Consider the following 17,825-nt stretch of genomic DNA (forward strand, 5'->3'; position numbering starts at 1 on the left):
TGATGAATCCATACTTATTAGTTGTTATACTTGGAATAGTAGAAGGAATTACAGAATTTTTACCTGTAAGTAGTACAGGACATATGATTTTAGTAGAAAATTTTATTAACAGTCCTTATGTTACAAAAGGTTTTATGGATAATTTTCTCATTATAGTTCAACTAGGAGCAATTTTATCAGTTGTTTTATATTTTTGGAAAGATATACATCCATTTGTAAAAAGTAAAGAAATCTTTGTAGAAAGACTAAATCTTTGGAGTAAAATTATTGTAGGAGTTTTACCAGCAGCAATATTGGGACTTTTATTTGATGATTATATAACAGAATTCTTTTTAGGAAATACTAAAATAGTTGCTACAACTTTAATTATCTATGGAATAATATTTTGTTTTATAGAAGATAAAATAAAAAGAGTTAAAGTAATTGACAACATAAAAAACATTCCCTATTCTTTGGCAATTATAATTGGTTTTTTTCAATGTCTTGCTATGATTCCAGGAACTTCACGTTCTGGAGCTACTATAATAGGTTCTTTATTATTAGGTTTAAGTAAAGGAGTAGCTGCTGAATTTTCATTTTTCTTAGCTATACCAACTATGATAGGAGCTACACTTTTAAAGTTAATAAAAAATGGAGTAAACTTTACTCCTCTTGAATGGCAATTATTAGGAATAGGATTTTTTATTTCTTTTATAGTTGCATTTGGAATTATAAAATGGTTTATGGGATATATAAAAACTAGAACTTTTAAATTATTTGGAATTTATAGAATAGTTTTAGGAATATTAGTTTTATTATTTTTAAACTAATATAAAAGTTTTTATGAAAGGAGATTCTATGAATAAAGCAACTTTTTTAGAAATGATTGCTAAAGGAAGGACATATAAAGTAACCGATATACATTTAATAGTAGATGACTTCCCTGTTTTTAGGGTAAATGACAGATTATACAGATTTGAAGAATATCCCCCTGTAAGAAAAGAAAATTTAGAAATTCTTGTTTCTGAAATATTAACAGATAAAGAAAAGGAAATCTTAAATAAAAAGAAAGAATTAGATTTTTCTTTCAAAGATTTAGGTGGAAATTGTAGGATAAATATATTTTATGAAAGAGAAAATTTAGCTTTTGCTATTAGAATAGTTAACAAAGAGCCTTTAGCATTAGAAGAATTAAATTTAAGTGCTAAAATAAATGATTTTTATGAAGATACAAATGGACTTATTGTAGTATGTGGAAAAAGTAGTAGTGGAAAAACTAGTACTGTAGCAGCTATGATTGAAAAATATAATAGGGAAAAAGCTTATAATATTATAACTATAGAAGATCCTATTGAATATATTTATAAAAATCAAAAAAGTATCATAAGACAAAGAGAAGTTGGTAGAGATGTAAAATCATACACTGATGGAATCAAATCAGCACTTCGCCAAAATGCTGATGTAATAATGTTAGGAGAATTAAAAGATACTGAAAGTATTGAGATGGCTTTACTTGCTGCTGAGACTGGTCACATTGTATTAGCTACTTTACATTCTAATGGTATAATTGATTCTATTGATAAAATTATTGGTATGTTCAATGAAGATAGAAAAGATTATATTCAAAGACTTGTAGCTTCTAATTTAATTGGAGTTATACATCAAGAATTTACAGAGGGTGTTGATGGAGAGGAAAAAATAAAAGTACCTATTTGTGAGATAATGTATACAAACAGTGGTATTCAAAATCTTATAAAAACTGGTAAAATTTCACAGATTTCTTCTTTCTTAGATGTTAGTGGAAGAAAAGGAATATTAAATAAGCAAGAATCTATAAAGGAATTATATAGAGGAAAAAAATTAACACCTGAGCAATTTGAAAAAGAGATAAAATCTTTAAGAAAGTTTTAATATTTTAGGAGATAAATGAAAATAGAGTTAGATTTTACAGTAAAAGAAAATACTGTACAGGATTTTAAAAAAGTTTTATTACCAGATGTAGATATAGATATATTAAAAGCTAAAACTTTAGAGGAAACTAAAGAAAAAATATCTATTGAATTATCTGCTAATGGTAGAAAAAAAATATTTACTTTAAAAAATTATACTGATAAAATGGTTGACCAAAAAACTGTTATGTTAAAAGCTGGAATGCTTTTATTATTTGATAAAGTTTATCCATGGGGAGCTTTAGTAGGTGTTAGACCTACTAAACTCATCAGAAGATATTTAGTCATGGGATATTCTTATGAAGAAATTGATGTAATTTTAGATAAACTTTATTTTGTTTTTCCTGAAAAGAGAAAATTGCTTTTAGATGTAGTAAAAAAAGAAAATGAATATTTAAACCCTAATAGTATAAATATGTATGTTGGAATTCCATATTGTCCTACTAGATGTAAATATTGTTCTTTCGCATCTTATGAAATTAATAGTAAACTAGGAAATTTTTACAATGAATTTGTAGATACACTAATAGAAGAAATAAAATTAACTGGAGAGATTCTAAAAAATAAAAATTCTAAAATAGAATCTCTTTATTTTGGTGGTGGTACTCCTAGTATTTTAACTGAAAAAGATTTAGTAAGAGTTATTGAAGCTCTTTATAAAAATATTGATTTAACTCATCTTAGAGAATTCACCTTTGAAGCTGGAAGAGAAGATACTCTTAATAAAGAAAAATTACAGATTTTAAAAAAATTGGGAGTAGATAGAATAAGTCTTAACCCTCAAACTTTTAATGAAAATATTTTAAAAAATTTAAATAGAAATTTTGATAAAAAACATTTTGATGAAATGTTTGCAGAAATTAAAAAACTTGGCTTTGTGGTTAATATGGACTTTATAATTGGACTTCCTGGAGAAAATATTGAGGATATATTAAGAACTTTTGATGAGGTTAGAAAATATCCTATTGATAATCTAACTATACATTTCTTAGCAGTAAAAAATGGTTCTAATTTAATAAAGGATAAATATAAAATAACAGAAATAGAAAGTCAAAAAATAGAAGAAAAGATAAAAGAAGTTATAGAAGAAAAAAATATGAATCCTTATTATCTTTATAGGCAGAAAAATAGTATGAATTGGGGAGAAAATGTAGGATACTCTGTTGAAGGAAAAGAATCTATATTCAATATTGAAATGATAGAAGAAAATCAATCTACCATTGCACTAGGTGGAGGAGCCATAAGTAAAAAAGTTAAATACATAGATGAAACTAGAGTATCTATTGAAAGATATATTAATCCAAAAGACCCATATATGTATATTTGTGAAATGAAAGATAGAATGAAACAAAAAGAGGAATTTTTCTCAAGTTTGTAGGAGGAAATTATGATAAAAAAGATAATTTTTTCTATGATATTTTTTATTATGAGTTTTCTAAGTTTTTCATTAGAAACAGAATACAAAGTAATTTATAGTGATAATAATTTTGGAAAATTGGATATTAATAAAGTTACTCAAGAAGAGATGCTTAAAGCTGGTGTTGCTCCTAGTTATGTTTCTAAAATAATAAATTTTAGAGATATAAAAGGAGGAATAGAATCTATTGAGGAATTAGATAGAATTAATGGAATTGGTAAAAAAACTTGTGAAAAATTAGAAAAATATTTTTTTATCAAAGAAAATTATCAAATAAATCCTTTAGAGATAAATAAAGCAGATGAAACAACTCTTGTTTATTATGGATTTTCTAAAAAAGAAATAAAATCTATATTGAAATACAGAGAAGAAAATAGAAGAATAGATGGAAATATTCAGTTAAAGAAACTTATTTCACAAAAAAATTATGAAAAATACAAAGATTTAATTAAATATGATATATTTTAGGAGGAAAAATTGAAAAGTAGAATAATAAGAGGAGTTAGTAAAAATGCTAGATTTTTTGTTGTAAACTCTACAGATGTTGTTCAAAAAGCTTTGGATATTCACCACTGTAGTCCTACATCAATAGCAGCTTTTGGAAGACTTTTAACAGCTGGACTTATAATGGGAGCTTCTTTAAAAGGAGATGATTTATTATCTCTTATAACTCATACAGATGGTCCTGTAAATAATATGGTTGTAACTGCAAATGCTAAAGGGCAAATAAAAGGTTACCTTTCAAATCCACAGAAAGATTTACCATTAAAAGCTATTACTGGGCAACCTGATATAGAAAATCTAATTGGAAAAGGAAGTCTTAGAGTTATAAAAGATATGGGATTAAAAGAACCTTATGTGGGACTTTCTGAAATTCAAAAGGGAGATATAAAATCAGATATGGAATATTACTATGAAACATCTGAGCAAACTCCAACTATAATGGAATTAGGAATAAAATTATCAGAAGATAAAAAAACAGTTAAATTTGCTGGTGGATATATGATTCAATTATTTCCTGGAGCAGATAAAAAATTTATTGCTTCTATTATAGAAAAAATGGATGCAATTAGAAGTGTTACAGAATTATTTGAAGGTGGAATGGACTTAGAAAGAATCGTAAAACTTCTATATGAAGATATGTCTGATGAAAAATTAGAAAGAGTTGTAGAAGATTATGAAATATTAGAGGAGAGAGAAGTTTCATATTACTGTGATTGTAATAAAGATAAATATTACAGAGGACTTATAACTTTAGGTAAAAAAGAAATTCTTTCATTATTAGAAGAGCTTGATGGAGTTATTGAAACTCAATGTCAATTCTGTGAAAAGAAATATCAATTTACTAAAGAAGATTTTAAAGATTTATTTGAAGATAAATAATAATTGACATTATATAAAAAATATAGTATCATACTAAAATGAAAAAACATTGCTGAAAGACCCTTAAAATGAGCCTGTTGCAGTGCAAGGATAAATTAACCGTTTTGAGAGGTTTTTCTCAAACGGTTTTTTTTATCAAGTTATTTTAGGAGGGATAATGTACTCATTTTATAATCCAATAGAAGCTATTGAAGTTATTGGAAGAACTAATCTAAAAAGAGCTCAAGAGGAAAAAAACAAAATTTTACTAACAGGAATTTTAGGAGGAATGTTTATTTCTTTAGCTGGAATTGGACAACTTACTATATTACAAAATATTAATCCTCAAAATGAAACTATGATAAAGTTTTTAGGAGCAGCTATATTTCCTGTTGGTTTATTACTTTGTTTATTATTAGGAGGAACTTTATTTACAGGAAATTCACTAATAATTTTAAATCTGATTAACAAGGAAATTGGATTAAAAGAGGTTGTGAGAAATTTATCTATCACTTGGATAGGAAATTTTATAGGTGGTGGAGTTGTAGCTTCTATAAGTTATTTTGCTGGAATTTTTAAAACTTTGCCTATGCAAGCTGCGTCTATAAATATAGCAATGACTAAATTAAGTTTAAATACTTATGAATGTATATTAAGTGGTTTTTTATGTAATATATTAGTTATTGCTGGAATTTGGTTATCTACATCATCAAAAGATTCTAGTGGAAAAATTTATGGTTGTTGGTTTCCAATTATGTTATTTGTTATAAGTGGTTATCAACATGTTGTAGCAAATATGTTTTTTATAACTATAGCAAAGTTAATTTCTCCAGAAAATATAAATTTTTTACAAGTTTTATTAAGTCACTTTCTACCTGTTACTGTAGGAAATTTTTTATCAGGAGGAATTTTCTTCCCAATTGTTTTTCATTATTTATATGTTCATAGAAAATAAAAGGATAAGGGAAATTTATGAGAAAAAAAGTCTTGAATATATTTTTGGTTTTTGGATTTATTTTTATACTAAATGGTTGTACTGTATTGGATAATTATTTAGGAAAGAAAAATATAAAAAGTGCTACTGAAATATATAATGAAGAGGGCATTACTTTAAAGGGAGTTGAAAAATTAGTTGATGGCTTAGAAAATGTACCACATTCTTTAGAGGGAACAACTCTTTTTAATGTACAATACTCAAAAATAATAGCTGATAAAAATAATGTTATGAAAAAATCTAATCTTTCTTTTGAAGATATTGAAAAATTAAAATTATATGTATTTTCAAATGAAGAGGCAAAAAAATTATCTCTAAAAAATAAAAGTATAATTTATGATAGCAAAGATTACAATAAAGATAAAAATATAGTTATAAAAAAAATTGAAAATTTTATACTTGCTGAAAAAACAGATTTTTATTCAAGAGATATGAAAATAAAAAAGATAGAAGAATATCAAAAATTTTTAGAGTATGTACCTAGTAATAAAATTTTTGAAAAAAAAGTTACTTTAGAAAAAGAGGTCACTATTGAAATAGGTCTTTTAACTGATAATTTTGGTTTTGATACTATTTCTAACATAGTTAGAGATGAGGTAAATAAAATCTCTAATAGAAATTTTAATTTATTACTAGATAAATATATTTATTTTAAGGGGGCCAGTAGATTTTATAACTCTCTAAACACAGATTATATAATTGAAATGAGCATTACAAGAACAAATATATTCCCCTTCTCTATAACTACTGAAGAAAGAGATGGAAAAACAATAATTATAAAAGAAAATAGAATTTCTGTAGATGGATATTTTAATCTTTTTAAAGTTTCTGATAGAAAGCTATTAAATAGAAGACATTTTTCTTTTGACACTGATTATATAGTTCGGACTATAAAAGGAAATGGAAATGTAATTTTTGAAAATGAAAGACAAATTATAGAAGATGAAATAAGAAGAAAATTTGACCTATTTTTCTTAGATGATATACGAACTCTTGTAAGAACTACAAAATTTTAAAATAAAAAAGGGAGATTACACTCCCTTTTTTTCTTTTAATTTAGAATATATCATTGTTCCTGCACCAGAAAGAAGTCTTTCTCTTATTTCTTCATCTGTAGGATTTATATATCCTGTAGCAATTAGAGTAGAATATCCATGAGCAAATATCCAACAATCCATTAAAAGGTCTTCTTTAAACTCTGTAGGTAATCCTTCAAATCTCTCATCTTTTTCTATTTCTTCTCTAGTAGCATTTCTAAATCTTCTTATTAAATCTGTAAAAGATTGCTCTCTTAAAAATATAGATGTGAAAAGTTCTTTATTTTCTCTAGCAAATACACAAATTCCCATACCAATATTAAGATATGTAAATTCAGTAAATGGTTTTTTTATATATTCCATAAATCTATTTTTAGCTACTGAAATTAACTCTTCTTTTAACTCATCAATAGAACCATAATTTGAATAGATAGGAGCTGGTGAAGCTTTTAATTCTTTTGCAAGATTTCTAGCTGTAATGAAATCTAAACCATGTTTTTCAAACATCTCAAAAGCTTTATCAAATACAATCTCTTTTCTAAAAACAACTTTTTTTGGCATAGCCAACCCTCCAAAAACTTATTACATGATTATTATAATACTACATTTTTATAAAAAAGTAAACAAATTTTTTTGCTTTTTTTAAGATAAAATTTTATTTAGTCATTAAAAAGATGAGGTAATTAACCTCATCTAAATAATTTTTTATAAAATTAGAATTTTTTTACGAAGTTAAATCCTATACTTCTTATATCTTTTTCATATTTAATTCCATTAAATGTAGTAGAATCATAGAAGTAGTGGCTATAACCTATTGTCCATTCTGTATTTTCATCTTGTTTAATTTTAAATCCTGTTCCAAGCATTATAGAACCTATTGAATATTCTGTAGCTGCATATGTAGTTTCTTTTGCTCCTGTATCAGCATAGTTAATTCCTGCTAACCAAGATACTTTATCATTTAATTTATATTCAGAACCTAAAGAAATTTCCCATCCATTGTCATAAGCATATCTTCCAGGATTAGTTCCAACTCTATCCATTTTTGCGTCTTTATTGAAATAGTAGTTTCCTCCAATAAATGCTGTCCAATCATCAGTTACTTTATATGAAGCTCCTAAAGCCATTAAAGCTGGTAAATCTCTTCTAGTTTTTAATCCATCAGCATAAACAGGATAAATTCCTAATAATCCTCCTGAAATACTGTAATCTTCTCCTAAAACTAAAGTATCATCATTTATAGTTGCATCAGTTTTAAAATCTAATTTTACTCTACTATCATATCTAAAACCAATATTTAATCTATCATTAGCAGTATAGTTTAAACCTAATTGAACTCCTACACCAAAGGCTGTTCTTTCAGAATCTATTGATGCTTTTTTTCCAGCTCCTAATATAGGAAAATTAGTATTTGTAGTAGTATTTGCTTCTAAAGTTCTTAATCCATAAACTGCTCTTAATCCTAATGACATTGATAATTTTTCATTTACATTCCAAGCTTTACCAATAGTTGTTTGAGCATATTGATTTGAACCTTTTATATTAGTTCCATCTAACATTCCATTCATCCCTGCTGGTAAAGGAATACTATTTTTATATTCTAAAGAAGCTCCTCCAGCTACTGCACCAAAAGTCCAGAATAAAGCTCCATCATCAGTTTTTTTATAAACAGCAAAGTTAGGAATTGGAGATGATAAATCTGAATCAAATTCTTTTCCATTTTGAGTCATTGATTGGTCTCCAAAAGCATATTGAAGCCCACCAGTGAAATATGTTCCATTTTCTAATCTCATTAATCCTGCTGGGTTGAAGTTAACAGTTGTTCCATAGTTAATTGCTCCTTGTTGAGCTGGGTTTGCTCCATACTCAGCTGTATAATTTTGTACATGGTCTATTGAAGCACCAAAAGCTGTTGCACTAATTAATAAAGATGCTATAGTTAATTTTTTTAAAATCATTTCTATATTTCCTCCATAAAATAACATTCGTAATCGTACATATATAATATAACATATGTTTCTATAAAAAATCAAGAAAAATTTTTTTAAATTCAAAAATATTTTTAATTTTTTCTTATTATTAAATAAAAAAATATATCTAACAAAGTTAGATATATTCCCTATAAATAAAATTATTAAATTTTTTTTCTAAAATTATTTTATAATCTTTAAAATTAATCTTTGGAAAATAGGTGTCTCCTAAAAAATCTCCATCAATATGAGAGATACAAAGTTTATGAAAATTTTTCTTTTGAATAAACTCATTATATATACTTCCACCACCGATTATATAAATGTCTTTATCATAATTATTTTTAAAATTAATTTTTTTATAAAATTCTAGTCCATCTTCAATATTAGAAAAAACTATAATTTTATTTAATAAATCTTCAAATTTATAAATTTTATTTTCTTCTATTTTAAAATCTGAATTTAAACTTTTACTTATAACTATATTTACTCTATTAGGTAATGGTTTTCCTATACTCTCAAAGGTTTTTCTTCCCATAAGTAAAAAATTATCAGTAGTTTTTTCTTTAAAAAGTTTCAAATCTTCTGGAATATTCCAAGGAATTTTATTTCTGTTTCCAATAAGATAATTTTTATCTATTGCAACAATAATATTTATCATATTATTCTCCAAAATTAAAATCAGTTTGTCTTAAAGCTTCATATAATATAATTGCTGCTGAGTTTGAAAGATTTAAAGAACGTCCCATTTCTATCATAGGAATAGTTATACATTTATCAGGATTAGCTTCTAAAATCTCTTTTGGTAATCCTCTTGACTCTGGTCCAAATATTATAAAATCATTTTCTTTAAACTTTACATCACAATATCTATTTTTACATTTTGTAGTTGCATAGTAGAAATTACCATCAGGATTTCCTTTTAAAAAATCCTCATAACTATCCCACTCTTTAATTTTTACTAAATGCCAATAATCAAGCCCTGCCCTTTTAACATTTTTTTCATCTAAAGAAAATCCTAAAGGTTTTATAAGATGAAGAGTAGAGTTTGTAAGTACACAAGAACGTCCAATATTCCCTGTATTGTAAGGAATTTCTGGTTCATATAAAACTATATTCATATATCCTCCTAAAATTAATTGTTTTATTATTTTTACATTACATTTTATCATATTTTTTAAATAATATCATTAAATTTTCTAAATTTATACTAATAAATAATTTACAAAAAATAAAAAAGGTGCTGTATTTTATAGATTGTTAATAATAAATAAAATTTACAACACCTTATTATTAAAAATTAATTTTTATCCTATACTTCCAAATATCATACCAAGAATTAATACTAAAGCTGTTCCAGGTACAAATATATATTTTCCAATAGTTAAGACATATTTTCCTTTTTTAGAGTGAGCTCCTTTATCTATTTCAGCTATAATTTTTTGATTATCTATAAAGAAATAATAGAAGAATAAAACAATTAAAGCCCCTAAAGGAATTAAAATTACAGACATAAAGTCAGCAAATTTTCCAAATAAATCCATATTTAAGTCAAGAGGAATTCCTATTAAAACTAAAATAGTTCCTACTATAACACTTGCTTTTTTTCTTGAAACATTAAATTTATACATAAATGCTTCTACAGGTACTTCCAATTGATTTATAGCTGATGATACAGCAGCAAATATTACACTTAGGAAAAATATTCCAGCTAAAATTTTTCCTCCAGCTATTTGAGAGAAAATTGCTGGTACTGTGATAAATAATAGTCCTGGCCCAGCTCCTGGATTATGTCCCAAAGCAAAGGCAGCAGGAATAATTACAAATCCAGCTAGTAAAGCTGCTATAGTATCTAATACACAAGTATGAAATACTCCATTTGTAATATCCATATTATCATCAACATAGCTTCCATAAACAAGTAAAGCTGAACCACTAAGTCCAACTGTAAAGAAAGATTGTCCTAAAGCCATAACCCAAGTCATTGGATTTGCTAGAGCTTCCCATTTTGGAGTAAGTAAATATTTTATACCTTCTGTTGCTCCTGGTAAAGTTATAGATTTTATCATAAGCCCTATAAATATAATAAACATTAAAGGCATTATGATTTTATTTAATTTTTCTATTCCTTTAACAACACCTAAAGAAATAACTCCAATACTTATTACACCAGCTAATATATGCCAAATAATTGAATCAGGTGTCCCTACAAAGTTTCCAAAATATTCTGGATAATTAACACTATTCATATCAATAGTTATATAAGAATAAAAGTATTTTATTATCCATCCAAAAACAATTACATAAAATGTAAAAATTCCTGAAACAGATATTATAGATATAAGTGGTAAATATTTAGCAAGAGGGAATTTTTTTTCTTGCATAAGTTCAGAAACTCCCATTACACCTTTTTTTATCATTCTTCCAAAAGAAATCTCTGATATAAGTCCAACATAAGCAAAGAAAGCCATAAATAAAAAGTATGGAATAAGGAAAGCTCCTCCACCAAAAGTACCTAGTTTCCAAGAGAACATCCAAATGTTTCCAAGCCCTACAGCTGCTCCTACACATGATAGAATGAATCCAAGTCGGTTACTAAATTTTTCTCTTTTCTCTTTCATTTTTCTGTCCTCCATTAAAATTAAAATTATATATAAAAAAATGACTATCAAATGTATCTGATAGTCATTATTAATTACTTTAAATATTACACACAGATACAAATTATTGAAATTTCCAAAACAAAATTAGTTTGTATCTGTTTTATCAAACAATTACAAACTTATCTTAGAAACTCCACCACCAAAATGTATCTACAGAGGAAATATTTTGTCTAGTATTTAAATTGTAAATTTTCATAAATATCCCTCCTTTTAGTTTGTAATTTTATTTCTTGTATTCTATCACTATGATATTTCATTGTCAAGTTTTTTTTGTTTAATTTAATAATTTTTTTTGTCCTAATCTAATTCCAATAACTCCAATAGGAACAGAAACTATTATAGACAAAACTCCAATAGCAAGTAATATTTCTCCATGTGGTACTCCCATCATCAATGGAATTCCTGATATAGCTGCTTGTACTGTAGCCTTTGGAATATAGGCAAGTCCACAAAAAAGTTTTTCATTATTAGTTAAATCAGAACCAAATAAGGCTACACGAACTCCTATCATTCTCCCAATAAGTCCTATTATAATTATTATAACTCCTACAATACTAGAAGCAAATACAACTTTAATATTTACAGCTGCTCCTATTAAGACAAATAATAAAACTTCAGCAAATACCCAAATTTTATTAAATTTTAATGAAAGTCTTTGGGCAAGTTCTGGATATTTTTCTAAAATTATAAATCCCATTGCCATTATTCCTAAAAGACTAGCCATTGGAAATAAATTTAAAACTTCTATTTGATGAAAAACTATGGCAATCATTAAAAATAAAATTGCTTTTCTTGTATCTCTTATATGATAAGTTTTAAAAAGTTTAACAAGTAAGATTCCTACTCCAATTCCTAAAACTAATCCACTTATAATACTCATAGGAATTTTTAAAAGTTCTTTGTAAATATTTACACCTTTTCCTAAGGCTATTGATAAAAATGATGAAAATAAAGTTATAGCAAATATATCATCTATTGAAGCTCCAGCCAAAATTATAGTTGGAATTTCTCTCTCTTTTCCTAAATTCTTTTCTTTTAAATTTAACATCTCTGGTACAACCACAGCTGGAGATACAGCTGCTATTATAAATCCTAAACATCCTGAAATAGCAAAAGAATATCCAAGTAAAATATGAGTGATTAACATAATAGTAAATCCTTCAAAAAGACAAGGTAAAGCAGCCATTTTTATAGCTGTTTTTCCAATTTTCTTCAACACTTCCCTATCTATTCCAAGTCCTGCTCTGATTAAAATCACAATTAAAGCACAAAGTCTTAAGTCAGGAGAGATTTCTAATATTTTATCTGATATAAAAAATGACTCTAAAAATTTTAAATTTAAAGTATTTACAAAATAATCTCTAGAATATTCTCCTAATAAAATTCCTGTAAAAAGCATTCCTAAAAGTCCTGGAAGTCTTAATTTTTCAAAAACTTTAGCTAAAGATATAGCTATTAAAATAAAAACTGCTAAACTAAATAACATATTTCCTCCTTTAAAATAAAAAAACTTCTACAAATGAAAAAAACATTTGTAGAAGCTATCATCTTAGTTATAAGCATTTTACACAAAAGTGTTTGGAGAGCCTCATCTCCAATTATTAATTTTTACAGGATTATTATATCTTATTTTTTTTAAACTTACAAGTAAAAATTTTTTATAAAAATAAAATCATTGGAAATCAATAAGTTTGTTTAGTTTTAAAAAAATATATTGACAAAAAATAAAACTTTTGATAAAATTATTTTGTTGCGGGAATAGCTCAGTTGGTAGAGCGTCAGCCTTCCAAGCTGAATGTCGCGAGTTCGAACCTCGTTTCCCGCTCCATTTTTTATAATTAATATTCACAATCATCTCAAAAGAACTAAATATTTTAGTTCTTTTTTTATTTTTTGAAAAAATATAAAAAACTACACTTCCATTTTTAATTAAAATTGAAAGTGTAGTTTCATACATTCATTATAATAAACTTCTATTTATTTTTTATTTTTTGATTTTCTTCTTTTAGAATTATCTCATATTTTTTTAATTCTGATATAGCTTCTTTTGCTATTGGTGTTAAACAAATAATATTTATAACTGTCATTATTCCTAAACCAAAATCTGCTAATGACCATACAAAGAAGTTTTGTTTTATTCCACCAATATAAACCATTAAAATAATAAGAATTTGATATACAATATTTATTCCTGTTTTTTCTGTCAAATAGTTAAGAGCATTTCTTCCATAGAAGGTTACAGCAAGAATTGTACTTAGTGAGAAAAAGAAAATAACAACAACAGTAAATGGAAGTCCAACTATTCCTATATGACTTTTTATAGCTTCTTGGAATAAAGCCATTCCACTTAATTCTTTTCCATTCAATACCATTCCTTGAACTCCAACTACATTTTTAGCCCCAGCTAAAAGAACTACAAAGGCTGTAGCACTACATACTAATAAAGTATCAACAAAAACTCCTAAAGCTTGAACCATTCCTTGTTTTGCTGGTTGGTCTATATCAACTACAGCTGCTGCATAGTTAGAATCTCCGCTTCCTGCTTCATTAGAGAATAATCCTCTTCTAACTCCTTGCATTATTACAATTCCTATAGCTCCACCAGCTACCTCTTTTGTTCCAAAAGCTTTTGAGAATATGTCTACTATCATCATTGGAATTGAAGATATATTTGTAAGAATTATATAAAGTACAACTCCTAAATATAATCCAGCCATTACAGGAACTATTTTATTAAGTGATGCTATAATCACATCTTTTTTTCCTCTTCCAAATATAATAGCTGCCACTATTATTGTTAAAGCTATCGAAACCCAACTTTGTTTTATATTATAAGCACTAGCCACAGATTCTGTTATAGAGTTTGACATAACTTGAGTAACTCCAATATAACAAATTATAGAAGCTATTGCATATAATCCTCCAAGCCAACCAAGTTTTAATCTTTGTTTTATAATCCATGGTGTTCCACCAATATAATTTCCATCTTTATTTTTCTCTCTATAAATAACTGATAATGTTGATTCAATAAAAGATGTTGCTGCTCCAAATAAAGCTACTAACCACATCCAAAATAATGAACCAGGTCCTCCTACTGTTATTGCAGCCACTACTCCAGCTATATTTCCAGCTCCTACTCTACAAGCTGTTCCTAAAAAAAATGTTTCAATAGAACTTATTCCATCTTCTCTTTTCTCTTCATTTGTAAACACTGATAATATAGGTTTAAGTAATCTAAATTGCATAAATTTTGTTCCTAATGTAGCTAACATTGCTGCACCTATTAATAATACAACTAAGATGTTTTTCCCCCATAACAGGTTATTAACTCCTTCAACTAAGTTTTTAAAAATTTCCATATAAATCCCTGCCTTTTATAATATTTTACTATATAAGTATATCATCATTAAAATTAAAAAAAAAGATAACAATATTTTTTATTTTTTGTTCGGTTAACAATAATTTTTTTATTTAATTTCAATATTTTTTATTTTTTTTATTCTATTATTTGTTCGTTTTGATTTTTCTTTTTCTAAATAAAAATAAATATTAATACAATTTTTTCTACATAATATATCAAATAAAAAATATTTTTTATAGAAATAAATTTTATATAAAAAAAGAAGATATTAATTTATTAATATCTCCTCTAATTTTATTTTAGCTTTTTTAATTGTATTTTTTTCAAAAATTTTAATTCTAATTTTCTAGGGATAACTTTTCCTATGAATACCAAAATTTTATTGAAAAATCCTGGTATTGAAATTTCTTTTTCATTAAAAAAATCTTGTACTATAATTTTAGCAACTTTTTTCGCTTCCATAGTATAAAAACTTTTTTCTTTTTCCATTCCCACAAATTCTGTTTTAGTTGGTCCTGGATAAACTCCCATAACTTTAAAATTTTTATCTCTTAACTCTTCTGTAATACCATTTGTAAAAGATGAAACAAAAGCTTTTGTTCCATAATACACTGCAAAATATGGTCCTCCACTTTGAAAGGCTGCTGTTGATGAAATATTAATTATTCCTCTAATTTTCTCAATATTTTCTTCTAAAGATTTATTTATAAATTTATAAGTTATATGCATAAGAGATTTGATATTTAAATCTATCATTTTTTCATTACTTTTATAATCTATATTATAAAACTCTCCCAAAAATCCAATACCTGCATTATTTATCAATATATCTATAGATATACTATTTTCATCTAAAACTTTAAAAATTTTTTCAATATTTTCTTCTAAAGTAATATCATAATTTAGAGGAATAAAGTTCTCACCATATTTAGTTTTTAATTCTAAAAGTTTTTCTTCTGTTCTTCCAATTCCAAATACTTTATGATTTCTTTTTACAAATTCAGATACTAATTGATATCCTATTCCCTTAGTAACTCCTGTAATTAAAATATTCATAATATACCTCTTAGAAAATTATAAACATAACATTTTCTTGTGGCCTTTGATAATTAGAATTTTGATTTCTCTCATCTCCTAATATCCAATCAAATAAAAATTTTGCATGAGAAACTGTATTTCTTATACATTTTCTAGTTCCTTTAAAGGTTCCAAGTCCATCTTCTTTTTGTTTTAAGAAAAAATCTTCATTGTCTACTTCTACATGGTCAACAGGTGTTCCATGTAAATATCCACCACCACTAAATCTTATAGCATATCTTGCTATTCCCATATCATCTCCATAAATATCTCTATATCCCATTTCATATTTAAGTAATGGAACTATAAAAGACCCTCTAGGAGTTTCAAATCCTAACTGACTTTCTATACCTGTTTTTGCATAGATATATGAAATTAAAGTCCACTCTCCATTAATTTTTTCAAAAGCTGCTAAGTTTTGATTTTCTATATCTACAACAATGGCTTTTTCAAATCCCTCTTCTATTTTGGGATTGTATGAAAGATATCTTTTGTCAATAACCAATGGAGATTCTGGAATTCCTTCCACTTTTACTTTAGCTTTGTTGCCTTTAATTTCTAATACACTTAATACTGACCTATCTGGAATATGTAATTCAATATTTTCTTTTTCATAAACACCAACTATATTTTGGTCTATTGAAATTCCATATTTATCCTTTGTTCTTCTCATATCTTTATTATATGGATTAGGTAAATATGAATTTGTAGAAGCAAGTTTTATATTATTTTGATTATTTTCATCTATAAATTTCTCTACATCTTTTATTCTCTCTACCATTTTTTCAAATCTAAATGTTTTTACGTCAGCACTTTTTTCAAAAACATAACCAATTCCCTTTGAAGTTTTTACCTTATACCAATGAGTTTCTCCAACTTTAACTTTTTCTAAAAGTCTATATTTAGTATTAAAAGGAGCATTGTATATAAGCTCTGCTTTGGGGTTTGGTTCTTTTCTAATAGCAGCATGCAAAGTTTTTATAAAAACATAATCTAATAATTCTGGTAAATCATCCTCTTTATATTTTATATCTACTTTTATATCATTGTGGATTAAGTTATCGTACCTATTTTCTACAACTATATTTGATTTTTTTCCAAATAAAAAAGTACTAAATAAAATAAATATAATTCCAATTATTCTTTTTTTCACAAAACTCCCCCTATAAATTAATTATATTTTTTTTAAACCCTTTTTTTTCTACTAAAGAAATTTTTACCTCTAAATTTTCTTTCTCAATTATTTCCTTAACTTTCTCTAAATAGTTTTCATCTAATTTTATAGCTAATCCACAATTTGCAGAAATCTCTGTAGGTAAAGGTATTATTCTACACTCTATATTTTCACCTTGTAAAGTTTTTTCTACTTTTATTACTAAATGTGTTGATTCAGCTGATACAACTAAAAATCTTTCTTCTAAAACCATATTATCTCCACTAAACTCTTATTATTTTTGTAGCTTTAAATTGTCTATCTATAATAGTATACATATTAGTCAAACTTCCAACTTGTAATTTATCTTGTAATCCATAATAGTTTACACAAGTTCCACAAGCAATCACTTCAACACCCATATTTTCTAATTTTTTTAAATCTTCTATAGTATTTTTATTAACAGTTGCAAGGTATACACCCTTATTATAAAGAATAACAGTTTTTGGTAAAACTTCCATTTCTGTTAAAGAGTATACAAAACCTTTCACTAAAATTTCTCCTAATTCCTTATCTCCTTTTCCCATTTCATCAGAGTCTATTATAACAACAATATTTTCCTCTTTTATTTTTTCTTGCTTTTCTTCTACTTTTATTTTTGTAATCACAACTTTATAATTTTCATCAACTTTTTCAGATTTATAAGCAAATCCTAACTCTTTTCCTAATTTTTCTAAATTTTCCTTAGCAGTTTCATTATCTACTAATATTTCTACTTCTCCCTCTTCTATCTCATTTAAAGCTTTTTTAGTCATTATAACAGGTATAGGGCAAAGAAATCCCACAGCATTTACTTTTACCAT

General features: G+C 25.9%; 18 protein-coding genes, 1 tRNA gene and 1 riboswitch. Of the genes, 8 read left to right on the forward strand and 11 right to left on the reverse strand.

Features of this window, described 5'->3' with window-relative positions; all coding sequences use genetic code 11:
- The first annotated feature begins 2 nt into the window (after positions 1 to 2).
- From HF862_RS01650 to HF862_RS01680, 7 genes are all read left to right on the forward strand, one after another.
- Positions 3 to 809 (forward strand): undecaprenyl-diphosphate phosphatase, encoded by an 807-nt coding sequence (locus HF862_RS01650; RefSeq protein ID WP_170186174.1) that lies wholly within the window; start codon positions 3 to 5, stop codon positions 807 to 809.
- A gap of 28 nt (positions 810 to 837) precedes the next feature.
- Positions 838 to 1,890 carry a type IV pilus twitching motility protein PilT gene (locus HF862_RS01655; protein WP_170186175.1) on the forward strand — a complete coding sequence of 351 codons (1,053 nt, stop codon included), beginning with the start codon at positions 838 to 840 and terminating at the stop codon, positions 1,888 to 1,890.
- A gap of 15 nt (positions 1,891 to 1,905) precedes the next feature.
- On the forward strand, positions 1,906 to 3,306 hold the full coding sequence (locus tag HF862_RS01660) for a coproporphyrinogen III oxidase (RefSeq protein ID WP_170186176.1): 1,401 nt from the start codon (positions 1,906 to 1,908) through the stop codon (positions 3,304 to 3,306).
- Positions 3,307 to 3,315: 9 nt separating this feature from the next.
- On the forward strand, positions 3,316 to 3,813 hold the full coding sequence (locus HF862_RS01665; RefSeq protein WP_240934742.1) for a helix-hairpin-helix domain-containing protein: 498 nt from the start codon (positions 3,316 to 3,318) through the stop codon (positions 3,811 to 3,813).
- 9 nt (positions 3,814 to 3,822) lie between these two features.
- Positions 3,823 to 4,728, forward strand: coding sequence for an Hsp33 family molecular chaperone HslO (gene hslO / locus HF862_RS01670; protein WP_170186177.1), 906 nt, complete (start codon positions 3,823 to 3,825; stop codon positions 4,726 to 4,728).
- Between the two features lie 157 nt (positions 4,729 to 4,885).
- Positions 4,886 to 5,662, forward strand: a complete 777-nt coding sequence (locus HF862_RS01675; protein WP_170186178.1) for a formate/nitrite transporter family protein — start codon at positions 4,886 to 4,888, stop codon at positions 5,660 to 5,662.
- Between the two features lie 17 nt (positions 5,663 to 5,679).
- Complete coding sequence (locus HF862_RS01680) at positions 5,680 to 6,717, forward strand: hypothetical protein (RefSeq protein ID WP_170186179.1); 1,038 nt, start codon at positions 5,680 to 5,682, stop codon at positions 6,715 to 6,717.
- Between the two features lie 15 nt (positions 6,718 to 6,732).
- Here the strand turns inward: HF862_RS01680 and HF862_RS01685 are convergent, their stop codons facing one another.
- From HF862_RS01685 to HF862_RS01710, 6 genes are all read right to left on the reverse strand, one after another.
- Positions 6,733 to 7,299: a TetR/AcrR family transcriptional regulator gene (locus HF862_RS01685; protein ID WP_170186180.1), complete on the reverse strand. Its 567-nt coding sequence runs from the start codon at positions 7,297 to 7,299 to the stop codon at positions 6,733 to 6,735.
- A 152-nt stretch (positions 7,300 to 7,451) separates the two neighbouring features.
- Entirely contained in the window at positions 7,452 to 8,696 is a 1,245-nt protein-coding gene (locus HF862_RS01690; RefSeq protein ID WP_206038972.1) for an OmpP1/FadL family transporter, read from the reverse strand.
- A gap of 148 nt (positions 8,697 to 8,844) precedes the next feature.
- On the reverse strand, positions 8,845 to 9,369 hold the full coding sequence (locus HF862_RS01695) for a dihydrofolate reductase (protein ID WP_170186181.1): 525 nt from the start codon (positions 9,367 to 9,369) through the stop codon (positions 8,845 to 8,847).
- 1 nt (position 9,370) lies between these two features.
- Positions 9,371 to 9,829, reverse strand: coding sequence for a tRNA (cytidine(34)-2'-O)-methyltransferase (locus HF862_RS01700; protein WP_170186182.1), 459 nt, complete (start codon positions 9,827 to 9,829; stop codon positions 9,371 to 9,373).
- A gap of 186 nt (positions 9,830 to 10,015) precedes the next feature.
- A complete protein-coding gene (locus HF862_RS01705) occupies positions 10,016 to 11,329 on the reverse strand; it encodes a sodium-dependent transporter (RefSeq protein ID WP_170186183.1) in 1,314 nt (437 codons plus the stop codon).
- A gap of 316 nt (positions 11,330 to 11,645) precedes the next feature.
- Positions 11,646 to 12,857 (reverse strand): cation:proton antiporter, encoded by a 1,212-nt coding sequence (locus tag HF862_RS01710; protein WP_170186184.1) that lies wholly within the window; start codon positions 12,855 to 12,857, stop codon positions 11,646 to 11,648.
- A 42-nt stretch (positions 12,858 to 12,899) separates the two neighbouring features.
- Positions 12,900 to 12,976, reverse strand: a riboswitch (Fluoride riboswitch).
- 147 nt (positions 12,977 to 13,123) lie between these two features.
- On the opposite strand from HF862_RS01710, the gene HF862_RS01715 reads away from it, so the two are divergent.
- A tRNA-Gly gene (locus tag HF862_RS01715) sits at positions 13,124 to 13,199 on the forward strand.
- 145 nt (positions 13,200 to 13,344) lie between these two features.
- Here HF862_RS01715 and HF862_RS01720 read toward each other — a convergent pair.
- From HF862_RS01720 to yedF, 5 genes are all read right to left on the reverse strand, one after another.
- Positions 13,345 to 14,730 (reverse strand): sodium:alanine symporter family protein, encoded by a 1,386-nt coding sequence (locus HF862_RS01720; protein WP_170186185.1) that lies wholly within the window; start codon positions 14,728 to 14,730, stop codon positions 13,345 to 13,347.
- A 296-nt stretch (positions 14,731 to 15,026) separates the two neighbouring features.
- Positions 15,027 to 15,788: an SDR family oxidoreductase gene (locus HF862_RS01725; RefSeq protein WP_170186186.1), complete on the reverse strand. Its 762-nt coding sequence runs from the start codon at positions 15,786 to 15,788 to the stop codon at positions 15,027 to 15,029.
- 10 nt (positions 15,789 to 15,798) lie between these two features.
- Positions 15,799 to 16,962, reverse strand: coding sequence for a L,D-transpeptidase family protein (locus tag HF862_RS01730; RefSeq protein WP_170186187.1), 1,164 nt, complete (start codon positions 16,960 to 16,962; stop codon positions 15,799 to 15,801).
- A gap of 10 nt (positions 16,963 to 16,972) precedes the next feature.
- A complete protein-coding gene (locus HF862_RS01735) occupies positions 16,973 to 17,236 on the reverse strand; it encodes a DUF3343 domain-containing protein (RefSeq protein WP_170186188.1) in 264 nt (87 codons plus the stop codon).
- A gap of 10 nt (positions 17,237 to 17,246) precedes the next feature.
- A complete protein-coding gene (gene yedF / locus HF862_RS01740) occupies positions 17,247 to 17,825 on the reverse strand; it encodes a sulfurtransferase-like selenium metabolism protein YedF (protein ID WP_170186189.1) in 579 nt (192 codons plus the stop codon).

Origin of the sequence: Fusobacterium sp. FSA-380-WT-3A, assembly GCF_012843705.1 — a bacterium.
In the GTDB taxonomy this organism is placed as follows: domain Bacteria; phylum Fusobacteriota; class Fusobacteriia; order Fusobacteriales; family Fusobacteriaceae; genus Fusobacterium_B.

What these genes read in the sequence shown, in the direction of transcription:
- HF862_RS01650 (WP_170186174.1), top strand. Translation starts at nt 3, where the DNA reads ATGAATCCATACTTATTAGTTGTTATACTTGGAATAGTAGAAGGAATT.
- HF862_RS01655 (WP_170186175.1), top strand. Translation starts at nt 838, where the DNA reads ATGAATAAAGCAACTTTTTTAGAAATGATTGCTAAAGGAAGGACATAT.
- HF862_RS01660 (WP_170186176.1), top strand. Translation starts at nt 1,906, where the DNA reads ATGAAAATAGAGTTAGATTTTACAGTAAAAGAAAATACTGTACAGGAT.
- HF862_RS01665 (WP_240934742.1), top strand. Translation starts at nt 3,316, where the DNA reads ATGATAAAAAAGATAATTTTTTCTATGATATTTTTTATTATGAGTTTT.
- HF862_RS01675 (WP_170186178.1), top strand. Translation starts at nt 4,886, where the DNA reads ATGTACTCATTTTATAATCCAATAGAAGCTATTGAAGTTATTGGAAGA.
- HF862_RS01680 (WP_170186179.1), top strand. Translation starts at nt 5,680, where the DNA reads ATGAGAAAAAAAGTCTTGAATATATTTTTGGTTTTTGGATTTATTTTT.
- HF862_RS01685 (WP_170186180.1), bottom strand. Translation starts at nt 7,299, where the DNA reads ATGCCAAAAAAAGTTGTTTTTAGAAAAGAGATTGTATTTGATAAAGCT.
- HF862_RS01690 (WP_206038972.1), bottom strand. Translation starts at nt 8,696, where the DNA reads ATGATTTTAAAAAAATTAACTATAGCATCTTTATTAATTAGTGCAACA.
- HF862_RS01695 (WP_170186181.1), bottom strand. Translation starts at nt 9,369, where the DNA reads ATGATAAATATTATTGTTGCAATAGATAAAAATTATCTTATTGGAAAC.
- HF862_RS01700 (WP_170186182.1), bottom strand. Translation starts at nt 9,829, where the DNA reads ATGAATATAGTTTTATATGAACCAGAAATTCCTTACAATACAGGGAAT.
- HF862_RS01705 (WP_170186183.1), bottom strand. Translation starts at nt 11,329, where the DNA reads ATGAAAGAGAAAAGAGAAAAATTTAGTAACCGACTTGGATTCATTCTA.
- HF862_RS01710 (WP_170186184.1), bottom strand. Translation starts at nt 12,857, where the DNA reads ATGTTATTTAGTTTAGCAGTTTTTATTTTAATAGCTATATCTTTAGCT.
- HF862_RS01720 (WP_170186185.1), bottom strand. Translation starts at nt 14,730, where the DNA reads ATGGAAATTTTTAAAAACTTAGTTGAAGGAGTTAATAACCTGTTATGG.
- HF862_RS01725 (WP_170186186.1), bottom strand. Translation starts at nt 15,788, where the DNA reads ATGAATATTTTAATTACAGGAGTTACTAAGGGAATAGGATATCAATTA.
- HF862_RS01735 (WP_170186188.1), bottom strand. Translation starts at nt 17,236, where the DNA reads ATGGTTTTAGAAGAAAGATTTTTAGTTGTATCAGCTGAATCAACACAT.
- yedF (WP_170186189.1), bottom strand. Translation starts at nt 17,825, where the DNA reads ATGGTAAAAGTAAATGCTGTGGGATTTCTTTGCCCTATACCTGTTATA.